Source organism: Pseudomonas sp. LBUM1659, assembly GCF_059716045.1.
The window spans coordinates 1,981,974-2,000,715 of record NZ_CP166797.1; the positions used below are offsets into that span (position 1 = coordinate 1,981,974).

Annotated in this window: 7 protein-coding genes and 6 pseudogenes; 6 read left to right on the top strand and 7 right to left on the bottom strand. The window is 53.9% G+C overall.

What is annotated here, in order from left to right; genetic code table 11:
- Positions 1-60 precede the first annotated feature (60 nt).
- The 3 genes and pseudogenes from ACA048_RS09005 to ltrA all read left to right on the top strand — a co-directional run.
- Positions 61-1,098 carry a hypothetical protein gene (locus ACA048_RS09005; protein WP_497628814.1) on the top strand — a complete coding sequence of 346 codons (1,038 nt, stop codon included), beginning with the start codon at positions 61-63 and terminating at the stop codon, positions 1,096-1,098.
- Between the two features lie 58 nt (positions 1,099-1,156).
- Entirely contained in the window at positions 1,157-8,893 is a 7,737-nt protein-coding gene (locus tag ACA048_RS09010; RefSeq protein WP_497628815.1) for a hypothetical protein, read from the top strand.
- Between the two features lie 853 nt (positions 8,894-9,746).
- Positions 9,747-10,445: pseudogene (gene ltrA / locus ACA048_RS09015) on the top strand (group II intron reverse transcriptase/maturase); the annotation flags it as partial.
- Positions 10,446-10,482: 37 nt separating this feature from the next.
- On the opposite strand, the pseudogene ACA048_RS09020 reads toward ltrA, so the two are convergent.
- From ACA048_RS09020 to ACA048_RS09030, 3 genes and pseudogenes are all read right to left on the bottom strand, one after another.
- Positions 10,483-11,027 (bottom strand): annotated as a pseudogene (locus tag ACA048_RS09020) (integrase core domain-containing protein); the annotation flags it as partial.
- Positions 11,028-11,259: 232 nt separating this feature from the next.
- Entirely contained in the window at positions 11,260-11,805 is a 546-nt protein-coding gene (locus ACA048_RS09025) for a hypothetical protein (RefSeq protein WP_497628816.1), read from the bottom strand.
- A gap of 256 nt (positions 11,806-12,061) precedes the next feature.
- Positions 12,062-12,742, bottom strand: a pseudogene (locus tag ACA048_RS09030) (IS5 family transposase); the annotation flags it as partial.
- Between the two features lie 186 nt (positions 12,743-12,928).
- On the opposite strand from ACA048_RS09030, the pseudogene istA reads away from it, so the two are divergent.
- The 3 genes and pseudogenes from istA to tnpC form a co-directional block, all read left to right on the top strand.
- Positions 12,929-13,594, top strand: a pseudogene (istA, locus tag ACA048_RS09035) (IS21 family transposase); the annotation flags it as partial.
- Positions 13,595-13,600: 6 nt separating this feature from the next.
- Complete coding sequence (gene tnpB / locus ACA048_RS09040) at positions 13,601-13,912, top strand: IS66 family insertion sequence element accessory protein TnpB (RefSeq protein ID WP_497629830.1); 312 nt, start codon at positions 13,601-13,603, stop codon at positions 13,910-13,912.
- Positions 13,913-13,973: 61 nt separating this feature from the next.
- Positions 13,974-15,499: pseudogene (gene tnpC, locus ACA048_RS09045) on the top strand (IS66 family transposase).
- 217 nt (positions 15,500-15,716) lie between these two features.
- Here the strand turns inward: tnpC and ACA048_RS09050 are convergent.
- From ACA048_RS09050 to ACA048_RS09065, 4 genes and pseudogenes are all read right to left on the bottom strand, one after another.
- The gene (locus ACA048_RS09050) at positions 15,717-16,175 is read right to left on the bottom strand and encodes a glycine zipper 2TM domain-containing protein (RefSeq protein ID WP_497628817.1); all 459 of its coding nucleotides are present in this window, start codon (positions 16,173-16,175) and stop codon (positions 15,717-15,719) included.
- Positions 16,176-16,189: 14 nt separating this feature from the next.
- Positions 16,190-16,618, bottom strand: a pseudogene (locus tag ACA048_RS09055) (hypothetical protein).
- Positions 16,619-16,682: 64 nt separating this feature from the next.
- Positions 16,683-17,360, bottom strand: coding sequence for a DUF3313 domain-containing protein (locus ACA048_RS09060; protein WP_497628818.1), 678 nt, complete (start codon positions 17,358-17,360; stop codon positions 16,683-16,685).
- Positions 17,361-17,409: 49 nt separating this feature from the next.
- Positions 17,410-18,678 carry an OmpP1/FadL family transporter gene (locus ACA048_RS09065; RefSeq protein WP_497628819.1) on the bottom strand — a complete coding sequence of 423 codons (1,269 nt, stop codon included), beginning with the start codon at positions 18,676-18,678 and terminating at the stop codon, positions 17,410-17,412.
- Positions 18,679-18,742: the final 64 nt, after the last annotated feature.

Consider the following 18,742-nt stretch of genomic DNA (forward strand, 5'->3'; position numbering starts at 1 on the left):
GAGACTGGAGGCAGGCGACGATCGCCGGATTGAGTGTCCAGAATCGACAGGGTGGATGTGATGCCAAGTTATACGTCTATCAAAAAAGGTGTCCGTACCGCGCGGCAGGGACGCTTATCTTCTCAATGCCCTCAAGTTCGCACTGAAAGCAGCGATGATGCTCCAGTGGAGGTCAGTGAGGCGGCCACTGCCACGTTGTCCAGTGCGTTGAGGTCATTGCTGACATATCGAAAAAAGGATGCCTCGGCATTAAACATGGCTCCAGAGTATCGGGGCGCAGGTGATAAGTACGAAGAAAAGCTAAAAACAGATATCGGCGGTGATATTTTGGCCAGAGGCCTGGATGAATTTGATAGCGAGTACAGGGAGGATTTTCTGGAGGCCTTGAGCTATGCAATAGATATCTTGAATATAGCAATTTTTCAACTCAGGACAGCTGAGCCAGGTGGGCGTGTGGAACAACACCTGAGTAAGGTGTTTGCTGTCGAGGAAGAAGGGCTTGATGATATTTTGGATTTTTCTGGAATGGCCAAGCTATTAGAGGAAAATTATTCGATCTTAAGGGACGCGCTGATCGATTTCGGGGGAGGGCGTCGCAACCAGATATCTCTTGCCGATAGCATGGACCACATTGCTTCAATACATCCAAATGACCTTGGTCGACGGTTGAACCTGGGTCTCGGTTTTTTTGAAGCCGCCACATATGTGCGCGCGCATGCACTTATTCACGAAGTATCGCATCAGGAATTGGATACAGAAGACTATTGGTATAATGCTGCCTTTGAACCTAAAGAGCTATCTTCTCATTACTATAGAAAGCTTGAGTATCTTGAACGGTCGATTGAGTTGCAGCGAACGGTTGTAGACGGGTTGTCGGTTGAGCATATAGAGGATAAAGAAAAATTCGCAATGGGGCTGGGAATGAATAGCTCCGATGAAGATGCTGATTGTCAGAGCGCTATCAAACTCTTTCATAACGACCTCAGTGAAAGGTTGGATGCTTATATCAATAATGCCGACATTGTTGCATGTTTGGCTCCGATCATTGCCGGCCCGGATCTTGTCACTCTCTCTAATCGCGGGATATATAAGAAATAAGTGATTTGCACGTCCGAAAATTGTTTGCCCGGATTATTCACTTCAGGAGTAATGTGACATGCCTGATTACCACCCAGAGAAAGATGCTCCCAAAGTAAGACGGGCGTGGGAAGAGACTGTTGACCCTGAGGACGAATCAGTCGGGGAGGTCGCTGGGGCTTCCTATCGAATGGTGGGAGGTAGCCCCTCCCTGCCGCCTCGCACAAACCGAGTTGAGCCGGCGACAGTCTCTGAAGTGAACCTTGAAGATCTGTCGGAAGAAGAGTTTGTAAATTTTCACTCGGCAGGCTTGGATCCAGAGGCGTTCAATCTTGTAGGCCTGAAAGAAACCGATATAGATAACGATGCTCCAGTGCTTCAATTGGGCAGCCAGGGAGGTGCTGGTAGCTCACCACCTGATGAGAGGGAAGGACTATCGGCCGGGAGCGACAATGACAGTTTATTCTCTTCTCTTCGTGCGACGCGCCTGCAGGAAGCCCAGGAATTCAGGCGCAAGGGGTATAACAGTCAGGTGCCTGAGGTTGACTCAAGGTTAGTGACGCAGCTGCGTGAAGCAGTGGCCATGGCCAAATCCCGAATTTCCCTCCATGCAACCGTTGGAGGGCCGCTGGGTTCCCTGTGGCTGCTGGACCAGATAGTCAAAATAGAGCGTCTCACGGGCAAACTTTCAGATGACGTCATAAAGAGCTGGGTCAAGGATGAGCTGCCTGGCAGAAGCAGTGGGGAAGCAGAGGAGGTTGAACTGGGGAGTCGGCGTACGGCCCAGTCGCTGGCCAGACGGCTGGAGTCAACCCTGCAGACGCTGATCCGTGTTGTCCATACCCTGTGTGCTATTGATGACCACAGCACGCCGAAAAAACGGGGCGAACTACTCGTCACTGAGCTTGCCAGTGCGTTCTCTTCCAGTGATGAAAGTTCGGTGATACAGGCTCTGAAACGGATGACGTCAGAGGTTTCCGGTGATACCGCCTGGACTTCCCTTATGCAGGCCCGGGCAGCGGGATGGGAGACCGATAAGGCGGCCGCCATCAGTACGATGATCGAGACCACGCGGCACGAAGCGGAAAAAGCCAATGAAAAAGCCCGTGCGTTGCCGGGCTATTCTGCTTCTCAGGCTTTCTTTAGTAGTGTTGCCACATATCTCCAGTCACTGTCCGGTGAATTGAAAAAAGCGTCGGGTAACGCGAGCCAGAGCACCTCGTCTCCGATCATGCCGTATGTGAATAATGATAAGGCGGTCGCGCCATTGTCGCGCTCAGGTTCCCTCCCACAGCGATTCATGGCGGGTGTTGGCAAGAAAAAATCACAAGCACAAATTGCGTTAGCGGGAGGGGAAGGGAAACTGCACCAGCTTGGCCGAATCATCCGGCATGGTGACCTCACCAAAACGCCATCAAAAAATACCGAACGTGTCGTTGCCGATTCCGCCATCAGAAGCATTTTATGGCAGTGGCAACAGACGGCGATCAAAATTCAGTACGCCAGCGGTGCGATATTGTCAAAAGTGAAGGAGTTGAAAAAAATTGAAGAGATGTTTTCATCCGACGCCGTGACGTATGACAAGGGGGGGCAACAGGAGGGCCAGGATACTTCGGTCAGCCATCCGGGCGAAGATGACCTGGTTGCGCAGGTCAGACAATGGGTAAATGACAGCATTGAACAGACAAAACCTGAAAACCAGCAGGCAGAAAAGCTGGCGGTACTGAATAAGCTCCTGGACGGTGATATTGACAATGCTCGTGCACTGATTGGCCGCTTAAGGGAAAAAGCGGAGAGTATGCAGAGTCTGCTCAAGCAACAGCGTTATGCTGTCCTGAAAATGATTATTCAGCGCTCTGGGCTGGACCCTTCCCTGCGGGCGGTGGATGAGCTGTTGCCGGATGTGGCCAAGGACCTCACCGCGAGCCTTGCAGCCCTAGAAAACGCCTGTCAGGCAGCCGCCATACGCCATTTTGCTGAAGCTGAAAAACAGGCCGACTATGCGCAATTACGGGCGACAAAGGTTAAGGAAGGCCTGTCTGCAAAGTCAGCACGGCTTACCGAAAGGCCGCTGGATGAACATTCCCGGGGCTCACGCCTTGCCAAACATTGGGCGAATCTTGCGAAAGAACAGAACCAGCATAATGATCAGCCGCCTGATGCCGAAAGGGTATTTTCCTCTCTGAAAAAACAGGGATTGTTGGAAGGGGTTCTTTCAACCGGAGACCCTGAGGGGTATCTATTCGCCACCCGACTTGCCGGTGAGCTTGAAAATGCCCGTAATGATGAACTGAGATTACCAATGAGCCCGGAACAATATACCGCATTAGAAAAGGGTCTTGTTGAGTATATTGTGAAGTGGGGGCAAAAGAGGGTCTCACGAGGGATAGCTCGTATTATTATTGAGCTGTCTTTCGAGCAGGGCCTGGATGCGGTATCGTTCAGCGTGTCAAGTCTCTTCCGGATACCCTTTAAGGTCCTGAAGGCTTCGATAAAAGTACCGTATAATGTTAATAAGGTTAATAATTATACCATGCCAGGTCACGACAAGCCTTATAAGGCGATTTATGGCTTGCTGGAGAAAAAACTCAAGCAACTTGGCTTTAATATACTGACGGCGCCTGTGCCTGGCATGATAAAACTTGGGGCCGGTGCCGTAGTAACCGCAGGTGCGGCCTTATATAATGTACATGTCGGGAACAGAGAGAACACATTCAGTGCGGTTTATCAACGTCTGACGGAAGGGGGGAAAAGTGGAAAAATAAAAATGCAATCTGCGGGGGAGATGCTGCTTGATACAGTGATTGATACCACCGCTGCGGCAGCTTTTAAAGGGTCGCGCATAGCTTGGGGAACAGGGAAAAGTGAGAACAACGCTATTCCAGATAACGCGTTCGTTAACGAACCTGTTGGTACTGCCCTAGCGCAGCGGGACCAGATGAAGGCCGAAGAAGATAGCCCTGTATCGGGAAATGCTGCGGAAAATGAGAGAGAGGCGAAGCCGGAGAGCGACGCCATGCCGTTACGGCCACAAACAGAGGTTGAGGCGTTCTCTGATGAGAATGACCAGACATCCAGACAACCCCGTGCAGGCAGGAATAAGAGGTCGATTGAACCTGATTTACCTGATGATTCATACGAACATCGTCATTCTGTACATAAGGACTTGGGCACGGAAACACCAAGTCCTGATGTACATAAGGACTTGGGCATGAAACCATCAAGTCAAGAAATCCTTGAGGATAGCATCCGGGCGGAGCCTCCCGCTCCATCCAATGATGATGTGGATGACGTAGAGGTGCCATCTGATATAACGACCGTTCAGGCCGCAGCCGTAAAGAAAAGAGCCATAACCGCCTCCGACATTGCATATATTAATCGTAATATTAAAAAACTGATTGCCAGTGAAGAGTTGTCAGATGACGCGATCCTCACGAATATACTGGAAAGGGCGAATAATTCCCAAGAGGTGCGTTCTCTAATAGACAGCGGTGACCTTTTTTTGGCAGGAGCGGTATTAAAGTACAAAGTCATTGAATACCTTTCTGTCCTCCCGCAGCGATATAGCCTTAGAAGAGCTGGTAAATACCGCAATCTGCTCGATCGTTTATGGAAGAGTTTGCGCAGAGACCCCTCGTGGCCCCTAGTAGATGATATGAAACGTGCATTTTTATCTGACCGCTCGGTTCCGCAGCCGTTAACGCCTCAGCAGGAGGACGTGACTGAACAGCAAGAGGAGGTGAAGCAGACAACCGATGCGGTGAACGCGCTTAAATCTGTTGAGGCACTGAATGCCCCTATCATGGACATGGAGCAGTTTATTGATGATCAGATCAAGGCCGCTATCGCGCAATATAATCAAGATCCAAAATGGTGTGATCCTAATGGACGCTTCAATGGCTGCGAGTGGAAATCAGTGGATGCGCGACGCTTCAGGGGCTTAACGCCAGACACTCTGATCCCATTAAGATTCAGCACTAGGGGAACGCCAGACAGAGATGATAGCGACACAGATACCCATTGGTTTCCCTTTAGGGAGGTGATTACCGGGGAATTCCTCTATAAATTTAAATCGGCGAAGAGTACGAGGCTCAAGAAGGATTACTTTCAATTTTTTTATGATGACTACAAAGGTATCGTCGACTGGATACGTCAACAGTATGGTTTGGAACAGAAGCTGATTGATGCAGTGACCGCATACCGTGATAACGCCAGTCATAGAACGGCCATGGCGACGTTTTATCAGAACAAGATGCAGCTGCGTTGTGTGCAGTATCTGGCTATGCCAGATGAACAGGTGTCTAGCCAGGAGTCTATGTTTCATCAAGCCGTGACGGATTTTGTCGAAGGACGGGTACAGGCCCAAGAGGTGTTTTTTGGTGGAGTCAAACTGAACGGGGCATTTATGATCCCGGCTGGCAGCGGAGGGGACGGAGTACTCTTGCATGTGGATAAGCCGGAATATTTCTATGTGAGAACCCAGAAAGCTACCGCGTCTATTATGCCTGTCATTTACCGTTATTCGCAGACGGATGATTTTAAACGATTTGTGCTCGAGAGTATGCCAGTCTATCATGCAGCGCAATATGCCAAGGATTCTCCAGATACCCTTTTTAAAACCCATTTCGTGAGTGCTTGGAATGGCAGGAGTTGGTATCAGAGGGAGGCGAACAACCGTTTTTCATTTAGCGCCAGCCAGACTCGGGAGGACATGGCGGGACGCCTGTTTGCGGGCTTGATGGAACGTATGCAGTCGGATGCAGATGCGCTGATATTGACCCATGATGAATACGAAAAGGAGCAATGGCTGGAAATCGGCAAAGCCCTGACTATGTATGCCTCAGTCATAGTGGTAATCGGGAGCATGGGCACGGCAGGCCCACTGGCAGCAGCGGCGACGACGGTGACTCAGTTGGGCCTCGATGTTGCGTATGTGATGGCCACCCTAGAACAGATGAAAAATGCCGACAGAGCCGATGCTGCCGCGAATTTCCGTAGCGAAGCCATTACCGCGGGTGTATTGGCCGGTATAGGCAATGGTATTGGCGGCGCTGTGCTGGGTAGGCAGGTGGCAAAACCGACGGCGAGACAGCTGGTTAGTGCTTATAAAGGGCTCAAAGTTTCTGCGAATAAATTGACGAGCCGTGCTATGGGGCAGGTTGCCTGGCAAAAGTTGGCCAATCCTCAGAAAATAAACTTGGTTGCAGGCGTCATGCTGAACACTCCCAGTGCTCAGAAACTGGTGCGTGAAGTTGGGGAGACCGCCGTCAGGCAAGCGATCCGCACTAATCTGGAACTGGACGAAGCGGGTGCGTCGCGTATTGCCACCTGGGGGAAGTTGGCCACAGAGGAAGCACGTCTGCTGCCGCGGCTGGAAGCTGACATGGCCCGTCTGGATGAGGCGAATGCCGCGATGAGGAATTATCTGGAGCAACCGCCTCTCATACCTTACAAGAATGTAGAGCGCGATACTGCAGCCTATTGGATTCTAAAGCCAGGGGGTGAGAAGGGTAGACTCTCGCAACCGTTACTCGATAAACTTAACAAGCTACTGACAAAGTTAAGTCAGACGAAAAACAGCGACCAGTTGCTGCAGATAGACACGATAGAAGCGATACACCGTGACCTTACCGCAATATTTTCCCCTGCAGAACATTCGTCCTCGCGAGTCAGTGGCACTGCAGCAGGCATGGGCTCTGATATTGGCAAAGCGGGCTTCACTCGAATACTGGATGACATCGCCACCCGACATGCATCAAATGAGGTGCATTTGGGGGAGGCCCTGTTGCTCGCCGTGAAGCAATACAAGCCGTTTGCCCATGACAATGAACTGCTGGCTCGCACTCTCTATATGCTGGTCGAAATGAACAAAGGGGGGCCCAGGCTTAATGTCCTGAATATGGAATTAGAAGCCATGCTGATGGACAGGATAGCGGCCCCCGTTGAAAGCACTGGCGCCATCCATGAATTGCGGGGAGGGGAGGATATCGTCATGCTCGATGATCTCGCCCACCAAACATCCCGGTTGCCAGATGGCGCACGGCCATTTAACTTGGGTGGAATGCCCTTGCAAGGGAGACGGCAAGGGCAGCTCTTTGAGATATCATTTGATAAGGGGCAAACTTGGCAAAAGTCTGACAGTAAAATCCTCCAGACCGCTTGGAGTCTGCAAAACGCTGGCGGAAAGAATAAAGGCTGGCACTCAGCAGTGTTACCCCCTGGAGTGAGCCATCCGCGTCATGCCCCGATCCCCGGCAACGTCGGGCAACCCCTTTATGGCAAGGCCAATCCCGCCGCCGCGGCCAGAGAGGATCTGACGGAAGCGGGGGAGTGGCCTGGTGCCGTCGGAACCCTGCCCGACAGTGATCAGGCGTTCTTTGAGCATGTAGCACAACAGAGCGGCAAGGTCGAGATGGATGACATTAATTTTGAATTGCTTAAAGCCATACGGGAGAAGGAGTCCAATGTGGTTGCCAAAGAGTTTGAACTCCAGGGGCATACCGTCTTGGGCCGGGTAGAGGAGGGGAGATTTAAAATATCCAAAGGGGCCGAGCATAACTGGCAAGAAGGCACTGTGCTGGAAGAATTTGCTTATCGCATGCAAACGACTCAGCGGCTGCCATTTGGTTTTAATTATTTTCATGAATTAAGAGAACCCGATCTTCTGACTCGTGTGACCCGCGTGGCCGGTAAAGTGGCGCAAGATAATCATACGATGTTTGCTCAGGCCAGTAAGACGGTAAAAGATCCACTGGCGCTGTACGGGGCTGGCGAGTCTTGGGAGTCGGTACTTAAGCTGGAAAAGAAATCCGGCCTGATGACTCAGGCAGAATATGAGAAGGTTAAATTGACCATTCGTAGCAAGCCGAAGGCATTTGTGGGGGGGGAAGCGCGTATTCTCACCAGTGCCGTGGATTTGGAGACTATACCGGCAGGTTATCGTATTGCACTGCTTGATAATGAGGGGAATGAGCTGGTACATGGGATGATCAGTGGTGGGAACGGGATCGCTTACGGTGCGAGAAATTATATTATTGGTGGCGAGTCTTTCTGGTCAGAAATAAATTTGGCGGACACCTTTGAATTTATGGATGGCCGTTTTTACGTCAGGCCGGGAAAAGCCCCCATCGGCAGACGTCCGTATAAAATTGCAGTGGATTATTATGCTGCGCCAGCACAACACTCTGCGGCTCGTCTTCCTGCTCGCCCTGCCGTAGAGGATGTTTTAGGTGCTGGTACGATTGGGACAGTCAAACTGCGTACTGATGGCAAGGTCGAGAAGGTGTTTAGTCTGCCTTCCGCTGAGGAGAATAGCCCGCGCATGGTCAGCGCCCGTAATAATGCCGAGGGGTTCAATCGCTATTACGGCGAGGGCAGCGGAGAGGTGACGCGCGAACCGATCTTGGGGACGAACCCGTTGCAATATCAGGCGAAGAACATATTACGTCGGGTCGCGGGGGTCTCTTTGGATAATATCGATGATATCAATCTGTTCAGGCGTATAAAAGGGGATATGGCGAGTGCTAACCCAATTGAAGAGCTGACAAGTAAACTCAAGGAAAAGGGGATTTATCATAATGACATTAATGCAGGAAATATCATGTACGACCCCGCAACTGGGGAATTTAATCTGATCGATTTTGACAGTGCCGCCTATACTTTGAAAAACGAGGAAGGCATTATCCAGCCCCTATCGGACTCGCAAGCGGCAGCGATGCGCAGCAAACTTAATTTTGTTCTGGGGGATAGCAGCATGAATGACTTGATGAGGCGCAAAGGTATAATGTCAGGCTGGCATAATTTGTCTTCTGCTTAGGAAGCCGTTCTGGAACGTACAGAACAACGTTCAGCGGTTCGTCTTCCCAATAGTGAGATTGCTAATCCATCAAGCCTTCCGGACCTACCCGTTGGACAAGTATCCGCGCTCGAGAGACGCCGCGTGTTCGCTGGCTCGCAGTCTACCACTCTGCCGGAGGAGATGCGCTCCTACCTCGACGAACTGAAAGCAGATGGCGAAATTCTGGGAATGATCTCGCGGCCTAAGGAAAACTGTTACGATATTCTACCCAAAGTACGCAATTTCATGCGAAGCCAAGGCATGCAGGATATTAAAGTGCGGAAGATGCTCCTCTGGGGTGTGTCACGAACGCTGGCGTGAGCCAGCGATGCTGTATCAAAGATGGGAGTAGGCCTCCCGGAGTCTGCTTGCAGGAGCTGGCTCCAAACCACCCGGTGCTGCTGCGTTCAAAAGGCGTGGTGGTGAGCGACCGTTGGAAAAGGCGCCGATAACGGCGTCAGGTAAGTATTGAGAAGATGAGCGAAAGCAAACCGTCCGAAGACGCATCGTTAAGTATTCAAGTGCTGTCAAAACTGAGGTCGCCCAGTAGCCTCAGGACCAGTCTGGAGGATACCTGTCTACTGTCCAGATGGCAGCCGGTGTATAGGCGGCATGAGCTCAATACAGGCTTTGATATGGAACGTGAGAACCTCGCCTTTGATGCCAAGGGAAATGACAAGCGGTTACCACCGCAAGGAAGAATACCGATGCAAAGGTCGAGGGGCGGAGCCATTCGTAGTAGTGATGAAGTTCTTGTAATGAGAATGGAGCGAAGGGATGGCGTTGCCCAGCACGCTTATGTCGTCAACCAGCTTCGGCGGGGAGGAGCGGCATGAGCGCAGCAAAGTCGTACAGCATTTCCAAACTGATAGTTTGGGAGGCCTTCCAGCGAGTGAAAGCCAATCGAGGAGCCGCTGGGATAGATGAACAATCTATTGCCCAGTTCGAGCAGAAGCTGCAACGGAACTTGTACAAGGTTTGGAACCGCATGTCATCGGGTTCCTATTTTCCGCCACAGGTTCGGCAGGTGGAAATTCCGAAGCAATCAGGAGGCAAACGCAAGCTGGGTATTCCAACAGTAGCCGATCGGGTGGCTCAGACCGCCGTCAAGCTGCTCATAGAGCCGCGTCTGGACTGTCTTTTTCATTCGGATTCCTATGGATACCGGCCGGGAAAATCAGCCAAACAGGCCGTCGAGATCACTCGCAGGCGCTGCTGGAATATGAATTGGGTGGTGGAGTTTGATATCAAGGGGGCTTTTGATCATATCGATCATGAGCTGCTGCTCAAAGCGGTTAGGCATCACATAAAGGATGAATGGATTCTGCTGTATATCGAACGGTGGCTTAAAGCGCCGTTCGAGACTGCTGACGGCGTTCAGGTACCGCGTGAAAGCGGTACACCCCAAGGTGGGGTTATCAGTCCCTTATTGATGAATCTGTTTATGCACTATGCGTTCGACGCCTGGATGCAACGGACGTTTCCAGGTTGTCCATTTGCACGCTACGCCGACGATGCGGTGGTTCATTGCTGGACTGGCCCCTATCAAACCGGACACCAATACCCCGTTAAATGGATGCCACTGCCAAGCGCCTGAACTCTCTCGGCGATCGATAGTTCAAAGCGCTGTGCGGATGCTGCTCGTTGTAATGTTCGAAGCAATTGCCAAGCTACACAGCGCCGTTTCTCGATCCGGCTAGGGCATGTGCGTGACGTAGTCACGCTTGATCGTCTTCACGAAGCTCTCGGCCATACCGTTGCTCTGAAGGCTGCGTACCGGGGTAGTCGCCGGCTGCAAGCCGATCTATCGAGCAAACAGACGCGCCTGTTCGGCGGTGTACGCCGAGCCGTTATCGCTTAGCCATTGCACTGGCGTTGCATGCAGTTGATCACCGAAGCGCTTTTCCACACTTTCCAGCATCAAGTCGCGGATATAATCGCCGCTGTACCCGGTCGGGCTCGCGACCCAGCCGATGGCTTCACGATCACAGCAATCCAGGGCGAAGGTCACGCTACGTTTGGAGCGGTCTTCGCAAGGGAACTCAAAGCCGTCCGAGCACCATCGCGTATCGCTGGTTTCCACGGCAATACGGCCTTCGTGCCGACGTGTCTCGGTGCCCGGCACGCATGTCCATGGGATCGGTGGCGAGCCAGATGGAATCGATGCGGATCATTGAGCGAGCCCACGGATGAATCGGGTGCACCCTTTGGGATTAGAAGTTGGCCACTTTACAGTGAGCGTTTGCTGGCCAAGTGGTAATTCAATAATCGCTGAACGAGTTGGGCGGGCTCATGCGATTATTGCACAGCCAGAGGGTAGATCCCTCTGCACGACAATCCAGTGATTAGTGTGCGCAGTTTCTATAAAGGATGGAAAAAAACGTACCGATTAAGTTGTTAACTTTTCCCGTGAACGAGGCTACCAATTTACTCTGTGGTTCAACGCGCTGTGCATCCCCTGACACGTTACTCACTGCCCCTTTGTAACCGGTTACTGTGCAGCCTGTTCTATTGGAGAGCATCTGGGCGTTGGAGAATGGTCCTCCTTTGGCACTGTGGCACGATTGTAAGTTAATGTGTCTTGTCATGGGGTTAACGTTTTTCGCCCATTCTTTAGCCGCTTTTTGCCCGCTCATGACGATGCCAGATTCTCCGTTGGGCTGTGATATGAAGACGCCACCGTGACAAGAAAACTTTTGTGTGTAGGAGACCTCGCTCTTTGCCCCGGTAGTGTGTGACCAAGCGGGGGGCGAGGTGTTGCGAGCACATTTCAGTTGGCTGGAGACGTATGAGTTTCGTGAATCATTTTTTGTTTCTGAGAACCAGGAGCCAATGCTGGCAGGTGCACCAGAGGTAACAGAACCTGGAATTTTTCCGGTATATGAAAGCATGTAAATTCCTGTGCTTGTATGAGAAAAAGGGGCTTCACTTGTGTGCGTTGCATTCAATTGAGAGCTGGCGTGTAATGGATCGTGGGATTATTTCGATTAAGATAGCTGTTTAGGGAAGGTCTGAAGTACCTACTGATTTTTGATGCCCTCACTACTTGAGGTTAAAAAATCCAAGCTGGTCGAAAAATCAGACCTTTTTGCTCTTAACTCATGATTATTTCCAATAATCGTGCTTTTTCAGGGCCATTCGCCCACATTACGGGCGCACCTCGCCCATACCCATCAACCGTTTTCGAACCATCCACAGGTTCGACAAGGCAAACAATGTCGCCTGCTGTGCGATGTTTTTCGCCAAACCACGAAAGCGCACTTTCGTATAGCCAAACTGGCGCTTGATCACGCGAAATGGATGTTCAACTTTGGCCCGCACCTGCGCTTTCGCGTATTCGATCTTGCGGCGCATGCGCCCGATCAAACTCTTTTTTCCGTGCTTTTTATAGCTGCTTGGGCGGGCGGCAATCGACCAGATCATCTGGCGATCCTGATGCTCGGGACGTTTCTCCACCCCGGTGTAACCGGCGTCGCCACACACGTAAGTTTCCTCGCCGTGCAGTAACTGATCGACCTGCGTCACGTCCGCTACATTCGCCGCCGTGCCCACCAGGCTATGCACCAGGCCCGATTCGGCGTCGACGCCGATGTGCGCTTTCATGCCAAAAAAGTACTGATTCCCTTTTTTGGTTTGGTGCATTTCGGGATCACGTTTGCCGTCCTTGTTCTTGGTCGAGCTCGGCGCGTGAATGATCGTCGCATCAACCACCGTGCCTTGGCGCAACATCAATCCACGATCACCCAAGTAGCCATTGATGACCTGCAGAATCCCGCCCGCCAACTCATGTTTTTCCAACAAGCGGCGGAAGTTGCGGATTCCGCGCTCATTCGGACACCCATTCCACGAACATCCGGACAGTGATTCCACGCTGATCCGGACACTCATTCCACGAGTATCCGGACACCGATTCCATGGCCATCCGGGCACTTTCAGGCAGGAAGCGACGCAGGACTTTTCACTACCATCGACCTCTTTTTTCGAAGCAAAGAGGTTGTCGTGGAGCGTTTATCCATGCGTAAAATCCGAGAGGTACTACGCCTAAAGTTCGACACCGGCCTGTCCGTGCGCAAGATCGCTCGCAGCCTCGGGATTGGACATTCCAGCGCCGGTGACTATCTCTGCCGTTTCGCCGCTAGCGGCCTGGCTTGGCCCATCGATCTTTCCGACGCCGAACTGAACCGCCACCTATTTCCGCCGACCTCCCCGGTACCAAGCGAGCAGCGTCCGCTGCCTGACTGGCCCCGGGTACATGCCGAACTCCGGCGCCCAGGCGTAACGCTGGCCCTGCTCTGGCAGGAATATCGACTCAGCCATCCGCAAGGCTTCCAATACAGCTGGTACTGCGAGCACTACCGCCTGTGGGCCGCCAAGGTCGACGTGGTCATGCGCCAGGAACATCGCGCCGGCGAAAAACTGTTCGTCGACTACGCCGGTCAGACCGTACCAGTCATCGACCGGCACACCGGCGAGATCCGCCAGGCGCAGGTCTTCGTCGCTGTCCTCGGCGCTTCCAGCTACACCTTTGCCGAGGCCACCTGGTCGCAGCAACTGCCCGACTGGCTGGGCTCGCACGTGCGCTGCTTCATTTTTCTGGGTGGAGTATCGGAGATCCTGGTGCCGGATAATCTGCGCAGCGGCGTGACCAAAGCACACCGTTACGAGCCGGACATCAACCCCATCTGGCTGGCCACCGAGCCGATGGACATGCGCGCCGGTACCGAGACCGCCCTGGCCAGGGTGATTGCCGTATTCGGTGCGGCGAAGCCGCACTGTGCTTATCTCTTCGCCAATCGGCGTGCTAACCGAATGAAAGTGCTGGTGCATGACGGAATCGGCGTTTGGCTGGCTGCACGCCGCTTGAATCAGGGCAAATTTCACTGGCCAGGCATTCGACATGGCGGCGAGATGGAGCTGGATACCGAACAACTTCGGGCGTTGGTGCTCGGTCTGCCCTGGCAGCGTGTTGGTGCTGGTGGCGCCATTACTCTGCTTTAAAAACTGTAATTAGTTTTCTGGCCTACTGCTGCAAGCGCTCTGCTTTGGTAAAATCCACGGCGTGACTTCCTTGCCCAATCTCGACCAAATGACCTCCGACCAACTGCGCACTTTAGCGGCGCAGTTGATGTCGAGGGTCGATACCCTGGGCAGGAAGATCCACCGCGATCAAACCATTATCGAGCAACTGACCCACGAGATAGCGCTGCTCAAGCGGCACAGGTTTGCCAAGCGCAGCGAGCAGATCAGTCCCGAGCAAGGTAACTTGCTCGACGATTTACTCAATACCGATCTTGAGGCCATCGACGCCGAGTTGAAGGCTCTACGGCCAACTCCGGCGCCAGAAGAAAAGCGCCAGCAACCCAAGCGCGCGCCGCTGCCAGCGCAGTTTCCACGTACCGTGATCCGACATGAACCGGAAAACACTCAGTGTGCCTGCGGCTGCCAACTTCAGCGCATCGGTGAAGACGTCAGCGAGAAGCTGGATTACACACCGGGCGTGTTCACCGTCGAACAGCATGTGCGAGGAAAATGGGCCTGCCGTCAGTGCGAAACACTGATCCAGGCCCCGGTACCGGCCCAGGTGATCGACAAGGGCATCCCGACAGCGGGCTTGCTGGCTCATGTGATGGTGGCGAAGTTCGCTGACCACTTGCCGTTTTACCGGCAGGAGAAAATCTTTGGCAGGGCCGGCCTGGCTATCGCCCGCTCGACGCTTGCGCAATGGGTGGGACATACCGGTGTACAGCTTCAGCCTTTGGTTGACGCCTTGCGAGAAGCGGTTTTGGCCCAACGAGTCGTCCATGCCGACGAAACGCCGGTACAGATGCTTGCGCCGGGCCAGAAGAAAACTCACCGGGCTTATGTCTGGGCTTACTGTACGACGCCGTTCTCGGTTCTGAAGGCTGTGGTTTATGACTTCAGCCCTAGCCGCGCCGGTGAACATGCACGCAACTTCCTTGGCCTGTGGAATGGCAAATTGGTATGCGACGATTTTGGCGGATACAAAGCCAGCTTCAGCAAGGCGTTATTGAGATCGGCTGCATGGCCCACGCCCGCCGTAAATTCTTCGATCTGCACGCGACGAATAAAAGCCAACTGGCCGAACAGGCGCTGCTCTCAATTCGCGGGTTGTACGAAGTCGAACGGCAAGCACGGGAGATGACTGTCGAAGATCGCTGGCGAATACGCCAGGAGAAAGCGGCGCCCCTTATTGACGCACTGCATACCTGGATGTTGGCCCAGCGCGATCTTGTGCCCGAAGGATCGGCTATCGCCAAAGCCCTCGATTACAGCCTCAAGCGCGGGGCGGCACTGACTCGATACCTCGAGGACGGCGCTGTGCCCATAGATAATAACGCCGTCGAAAATCAGATAAGGCCGTGGGCCCTCGGCCGCTCCAACTGGTTATTTGCCGGGTCGCTGCGCAGTGGCAAACGGGCAGCGGCGATCATGAGTTTGATTCAGTCAGCACGGATGAAAGGGCATGATCCGTATGCGTATCTCAAAGATGTACTGATGCGGCTGCCGACGCAGCGGGCCAGTGAAATCGACCAACTGCTACCGCATCAGTGGGTACCGGCCTGACTTACGCAAGGTGAGTTGGGCGGACGCTTACCGAGTTTTGCCTGTCGCGACGGGTAGAGAAAACGACCCATCGCCGCCAGTCTGAGATCTTCTCCCTACTAAGGAGAGAGTGACATTCATCTGCCGTTTCGCTACTCCCAATATTTCATACAGTGGCTTTCGAGTGATACTGTCAGAAGCACAAAGGTTGAATTAGCGGCGGATACATAGATAAACGTTAACTGCCTTGTGGTACCACTCGGGCCTCATTCCCTGAGCCTTGGATATAAACATTCATGCCTTTACTCAGGGATGGATTGATCGGCTGAGTCACCGACACAAGCACGCCGCTGTGTACCCGGACGATGACCTGTTGCGCTTCTATCGGCTGGTCGTACTTCTTCTTCTCTACGTAATTGCCGCCAACGGCACCCGCAAGCGCACCGGCGACCATGGCGACATCGCGCCCGGTACCGCGACCGATCAGGCTGCCGACACCTAAACCACCAAGGCCACCGAGGACGGCGCCCACGCCACTGTCGTGATTGGTCTGCATCTGCGTCAGCGATATCTGCTCGATCTTGCCGGAGCGAATCTCCATTTCACCGGCACCGCCTTCGTTGGGGCCCACGGCGGAGCAGGCGCTGAGCACCAACGCCATCAACGTAACCGTCAGCCAGGACAGGATTGATTTCATTTTGTATACCTCATTTACTGGTAGCGGATGGTAACGCCTTTGAGTTTGCGGCCCCGGATCGTTTCGATGTCGCGACTCTACAACGGACCTGTCACGTAGGCTGCGACGGGCTGGATATGGTCATAAACGACGACCACCGCGTCTGCGCCAAGCGTGGTGGCCTGTTCACGAAGTTTCTGTTCGACCTCTGTAATCGGGGGCGCAGTGTCGATACGGGCGTCGATCAGGATTTCGCCCAGCCGCACATTGGCCCGTATGCGTTCCACACGTAATACCTGGACCTGGCTGGCCAACGTTGAGGCCGGGTGTTCCACCCCGACATAAGCGGTCGCCTGGGCATCGACCGTTGCGCACGCACTCAGCGCCAGTACGCTCGCTAGAACGCTGTGCTCATTTAACGGCCGGATTAATCTTGACTGTCGAAGCGATGAATAAGCCTGCATGTCAGATGTTCTCACGTGGAGGAGTAATTCAATCGCCACCGAGTGCTGGCGATTGAAGCGAGGCTCAGCTATGGATGAAAGCCCAGATATCGGCGTTAAGTTTGTCGACCGCAGCCTTGAAGTCATTGGTGGTGATCTGCTGGCTGGAGTTTGACAGCTGGGTGCCGAACACCTTGCGCACCACTTTGACCACGGTCTGATTGGTGTTTGCGTCAATAAGCTCGGCTTCGATGAACAGGTTAGTGTCCTGATCCCGGTGGCCGCTGGCCGCCTGTGCGGCCCCGACTACCGCTGCGACGGGCACCACTTCATACCACTTCATGCCTTCGTTCGAGGCGTTCACACCGGTGATGGCTGCACGCAGGATCAGGGCTTTTGAAACGGCCGGTGCTGCGGTCGGAGTGGATACCAGCCGGTATTTCTGACCCAGCACGCCTTTGGCCTTGGTGGTCATGTAGTTCTGAAGGTCATTGAGCGTCTGCTGGTTGACGCGTTCGTTGGGTTGTGGCGCCGGGTAGAGCTCAAGCTTATTGAAGGCCACGGTGTTGTAGGCGTCGGGATTCCAAGATGGGCTGACCCAGCGCATCGCCGTGCCGCCGCTTGGGGTGGAAACTTCTTGCAGGTTGTTGTAGTTAGACAGGAAGCCTGAGTACTGCGCCTTCTCGGTGACTTTCGAGGTGCAACCGCCTAGCAGCAGGCTGGCCAGTGCAGCACCAATGAGCAATTTTCGGGACAGGTTCATGTGATGTGTGCTCCATGGATTAAGTCGTATTTTTTTCGGTAGCAGGGCGTCAAAAGCGCCAGGTCATGTTTCCGGTCACGGCTTGAATCCAGGCATTGTCGAACTGACCGGAAGTTCGAGTGCCCGACGTGGATTTGGTCTGGTCCACCGGCATGTCGCCGAGCCAGACCATGGCCCAACTGACGTTGATGTCGGTGACTTTGTTCAGAGCATAGGTGGCCCCCGTCGCAATGCGCCAGGATTCGCCCATGGGCACGGTGAAAGTTCGGTTGCCGTCGGAAACGGCGCTGCTGTCATACGCGACGCCAACATTCCACAACAGTTGCGCGGTGGCTTGGTATTGCGCGCCGAGCGCCAGTTGCCAGGTGTCCTTGAAGTGGGCGTCGATGGTGGTCGATTGCGCGCCGGCCGCGGCCGTGTCGACCTGTACCCCGACATCGCCGAACTCGGACCAGTCCTGCCAATTGACCGAAGCGAGCAAGGCCCACTGCCGATCCAGTTGCTGGAACAGGCTCAGGGTCACGGTTTGTGGCACCGTCATGTCGAGTTGGGTATTCAGGCCATTCAAACGATCTAGGACGAGGCCGTTGCCTTTGACGTCCAGCCCGTCGTCGAAGTCCAGATCGACCTTGCTGGTGTAGGCCAGGCCAATGCGGGTGCCGGGTTGCGGGGCATAGATCACCCCGACATTCGCGCCAAAACCCCAGTCGTTGTCTTTGTACTTGAACTGGCCGTCGCCGCGGTCGGTGAGGCCGAAGGGCGAGCGGTCAATCGCCGTTTGGGCTTGCAGCATGCCGTACATGGCTTTGACGCCGAGGCCCACCGACCACTGCTCGTTGAAGCGGTAAGCCACGCTCGGCACAAACGACAACCCGGCGAGACTGGCTTTCTGCGCGAAGTAGCGTCCGGACCAGTCGTTGTCGTAATTGGCCGCCAACCCGAAGTCGCCGTAGTTGCCGAAGCCGACGCTCCAGTGCTCATCCAGTTCATGGCTGATGAAGAAGCTGCCGCCGGGAATCGGCTCGAGGGCATTGCCACTGCCGGTGCCTGTGCGGTTGGTGTTGGCATCGCGGTTGAAGGTCAGGTCGCCGTAGAGAATCTGCAATCCACCGGTGATTTGCGTGCCCGGCAGGTAACTCATGCCCGCCGGATTACTGGCAATGGTCGAGGGACCTTGCGCCCGGGCGGCGGCACCGGCGTTGGCCAGGCCAGCGTTATCCGTGCCGATTTCGTAAAGCATGATGCCGCCCGCGTGGGCCTGTTGGCAGCACAGCGCTAGCAGGGTCAAGGCGGGCAGGGCGGATGTATTTATCTGCATGGGGTCACCTCAGCAAATGTCCATCACGACCGCGGATGGCCAGCGTCAGCCACCCGCGTACTCG

Bases quoted from the DNA above. Each gene is read 5' to 3' on its own strand.
- ACA048_RS09065 (WP_497628819.1), bottom strand. From the start codon at position 18,678: ATGCAGATAAATACATCCGCCCTGCCCGCCTTGACCCTGCTAGCGCTG.
- ACA048_RS09060 (WP_497628818.1), bottom strand. From the start codon at position 17,360: ATGAACCTGTCCCGAAAATTGCTCATTGGTGCTGCACTGGCCAGCCTG.
- ACA048_RS09005 (WP_497628814.1), top strand. From the start codon at position 61: ATGCCAAGTTATACGTCTATCAAAAAAGGTGTCCGTACCGCGCGGCAG.
- ACA048_RS09025 (WP_497628816.1), bottom strand. From the start codon at position 11,805: ATGCTTTCATATACCGGAAAAATTCCAGGTTCTGTTACCTCTGGTGCA.
- ACA048_RS09010 (WP_497628815.1), top strand. From the start codon at position 1,157: ATGCCTGATTACCACCCAGAGAAAGATGCTCCCAAAGTAAGACGGGCG.
- ACA048_RS09050 (WP_497628817.1), bottom strand. From the start codon at position 16,175: ATGAAATCAATCCTGTCCTGGCTGACGGTTACGTTGATGGCGTTGGTG.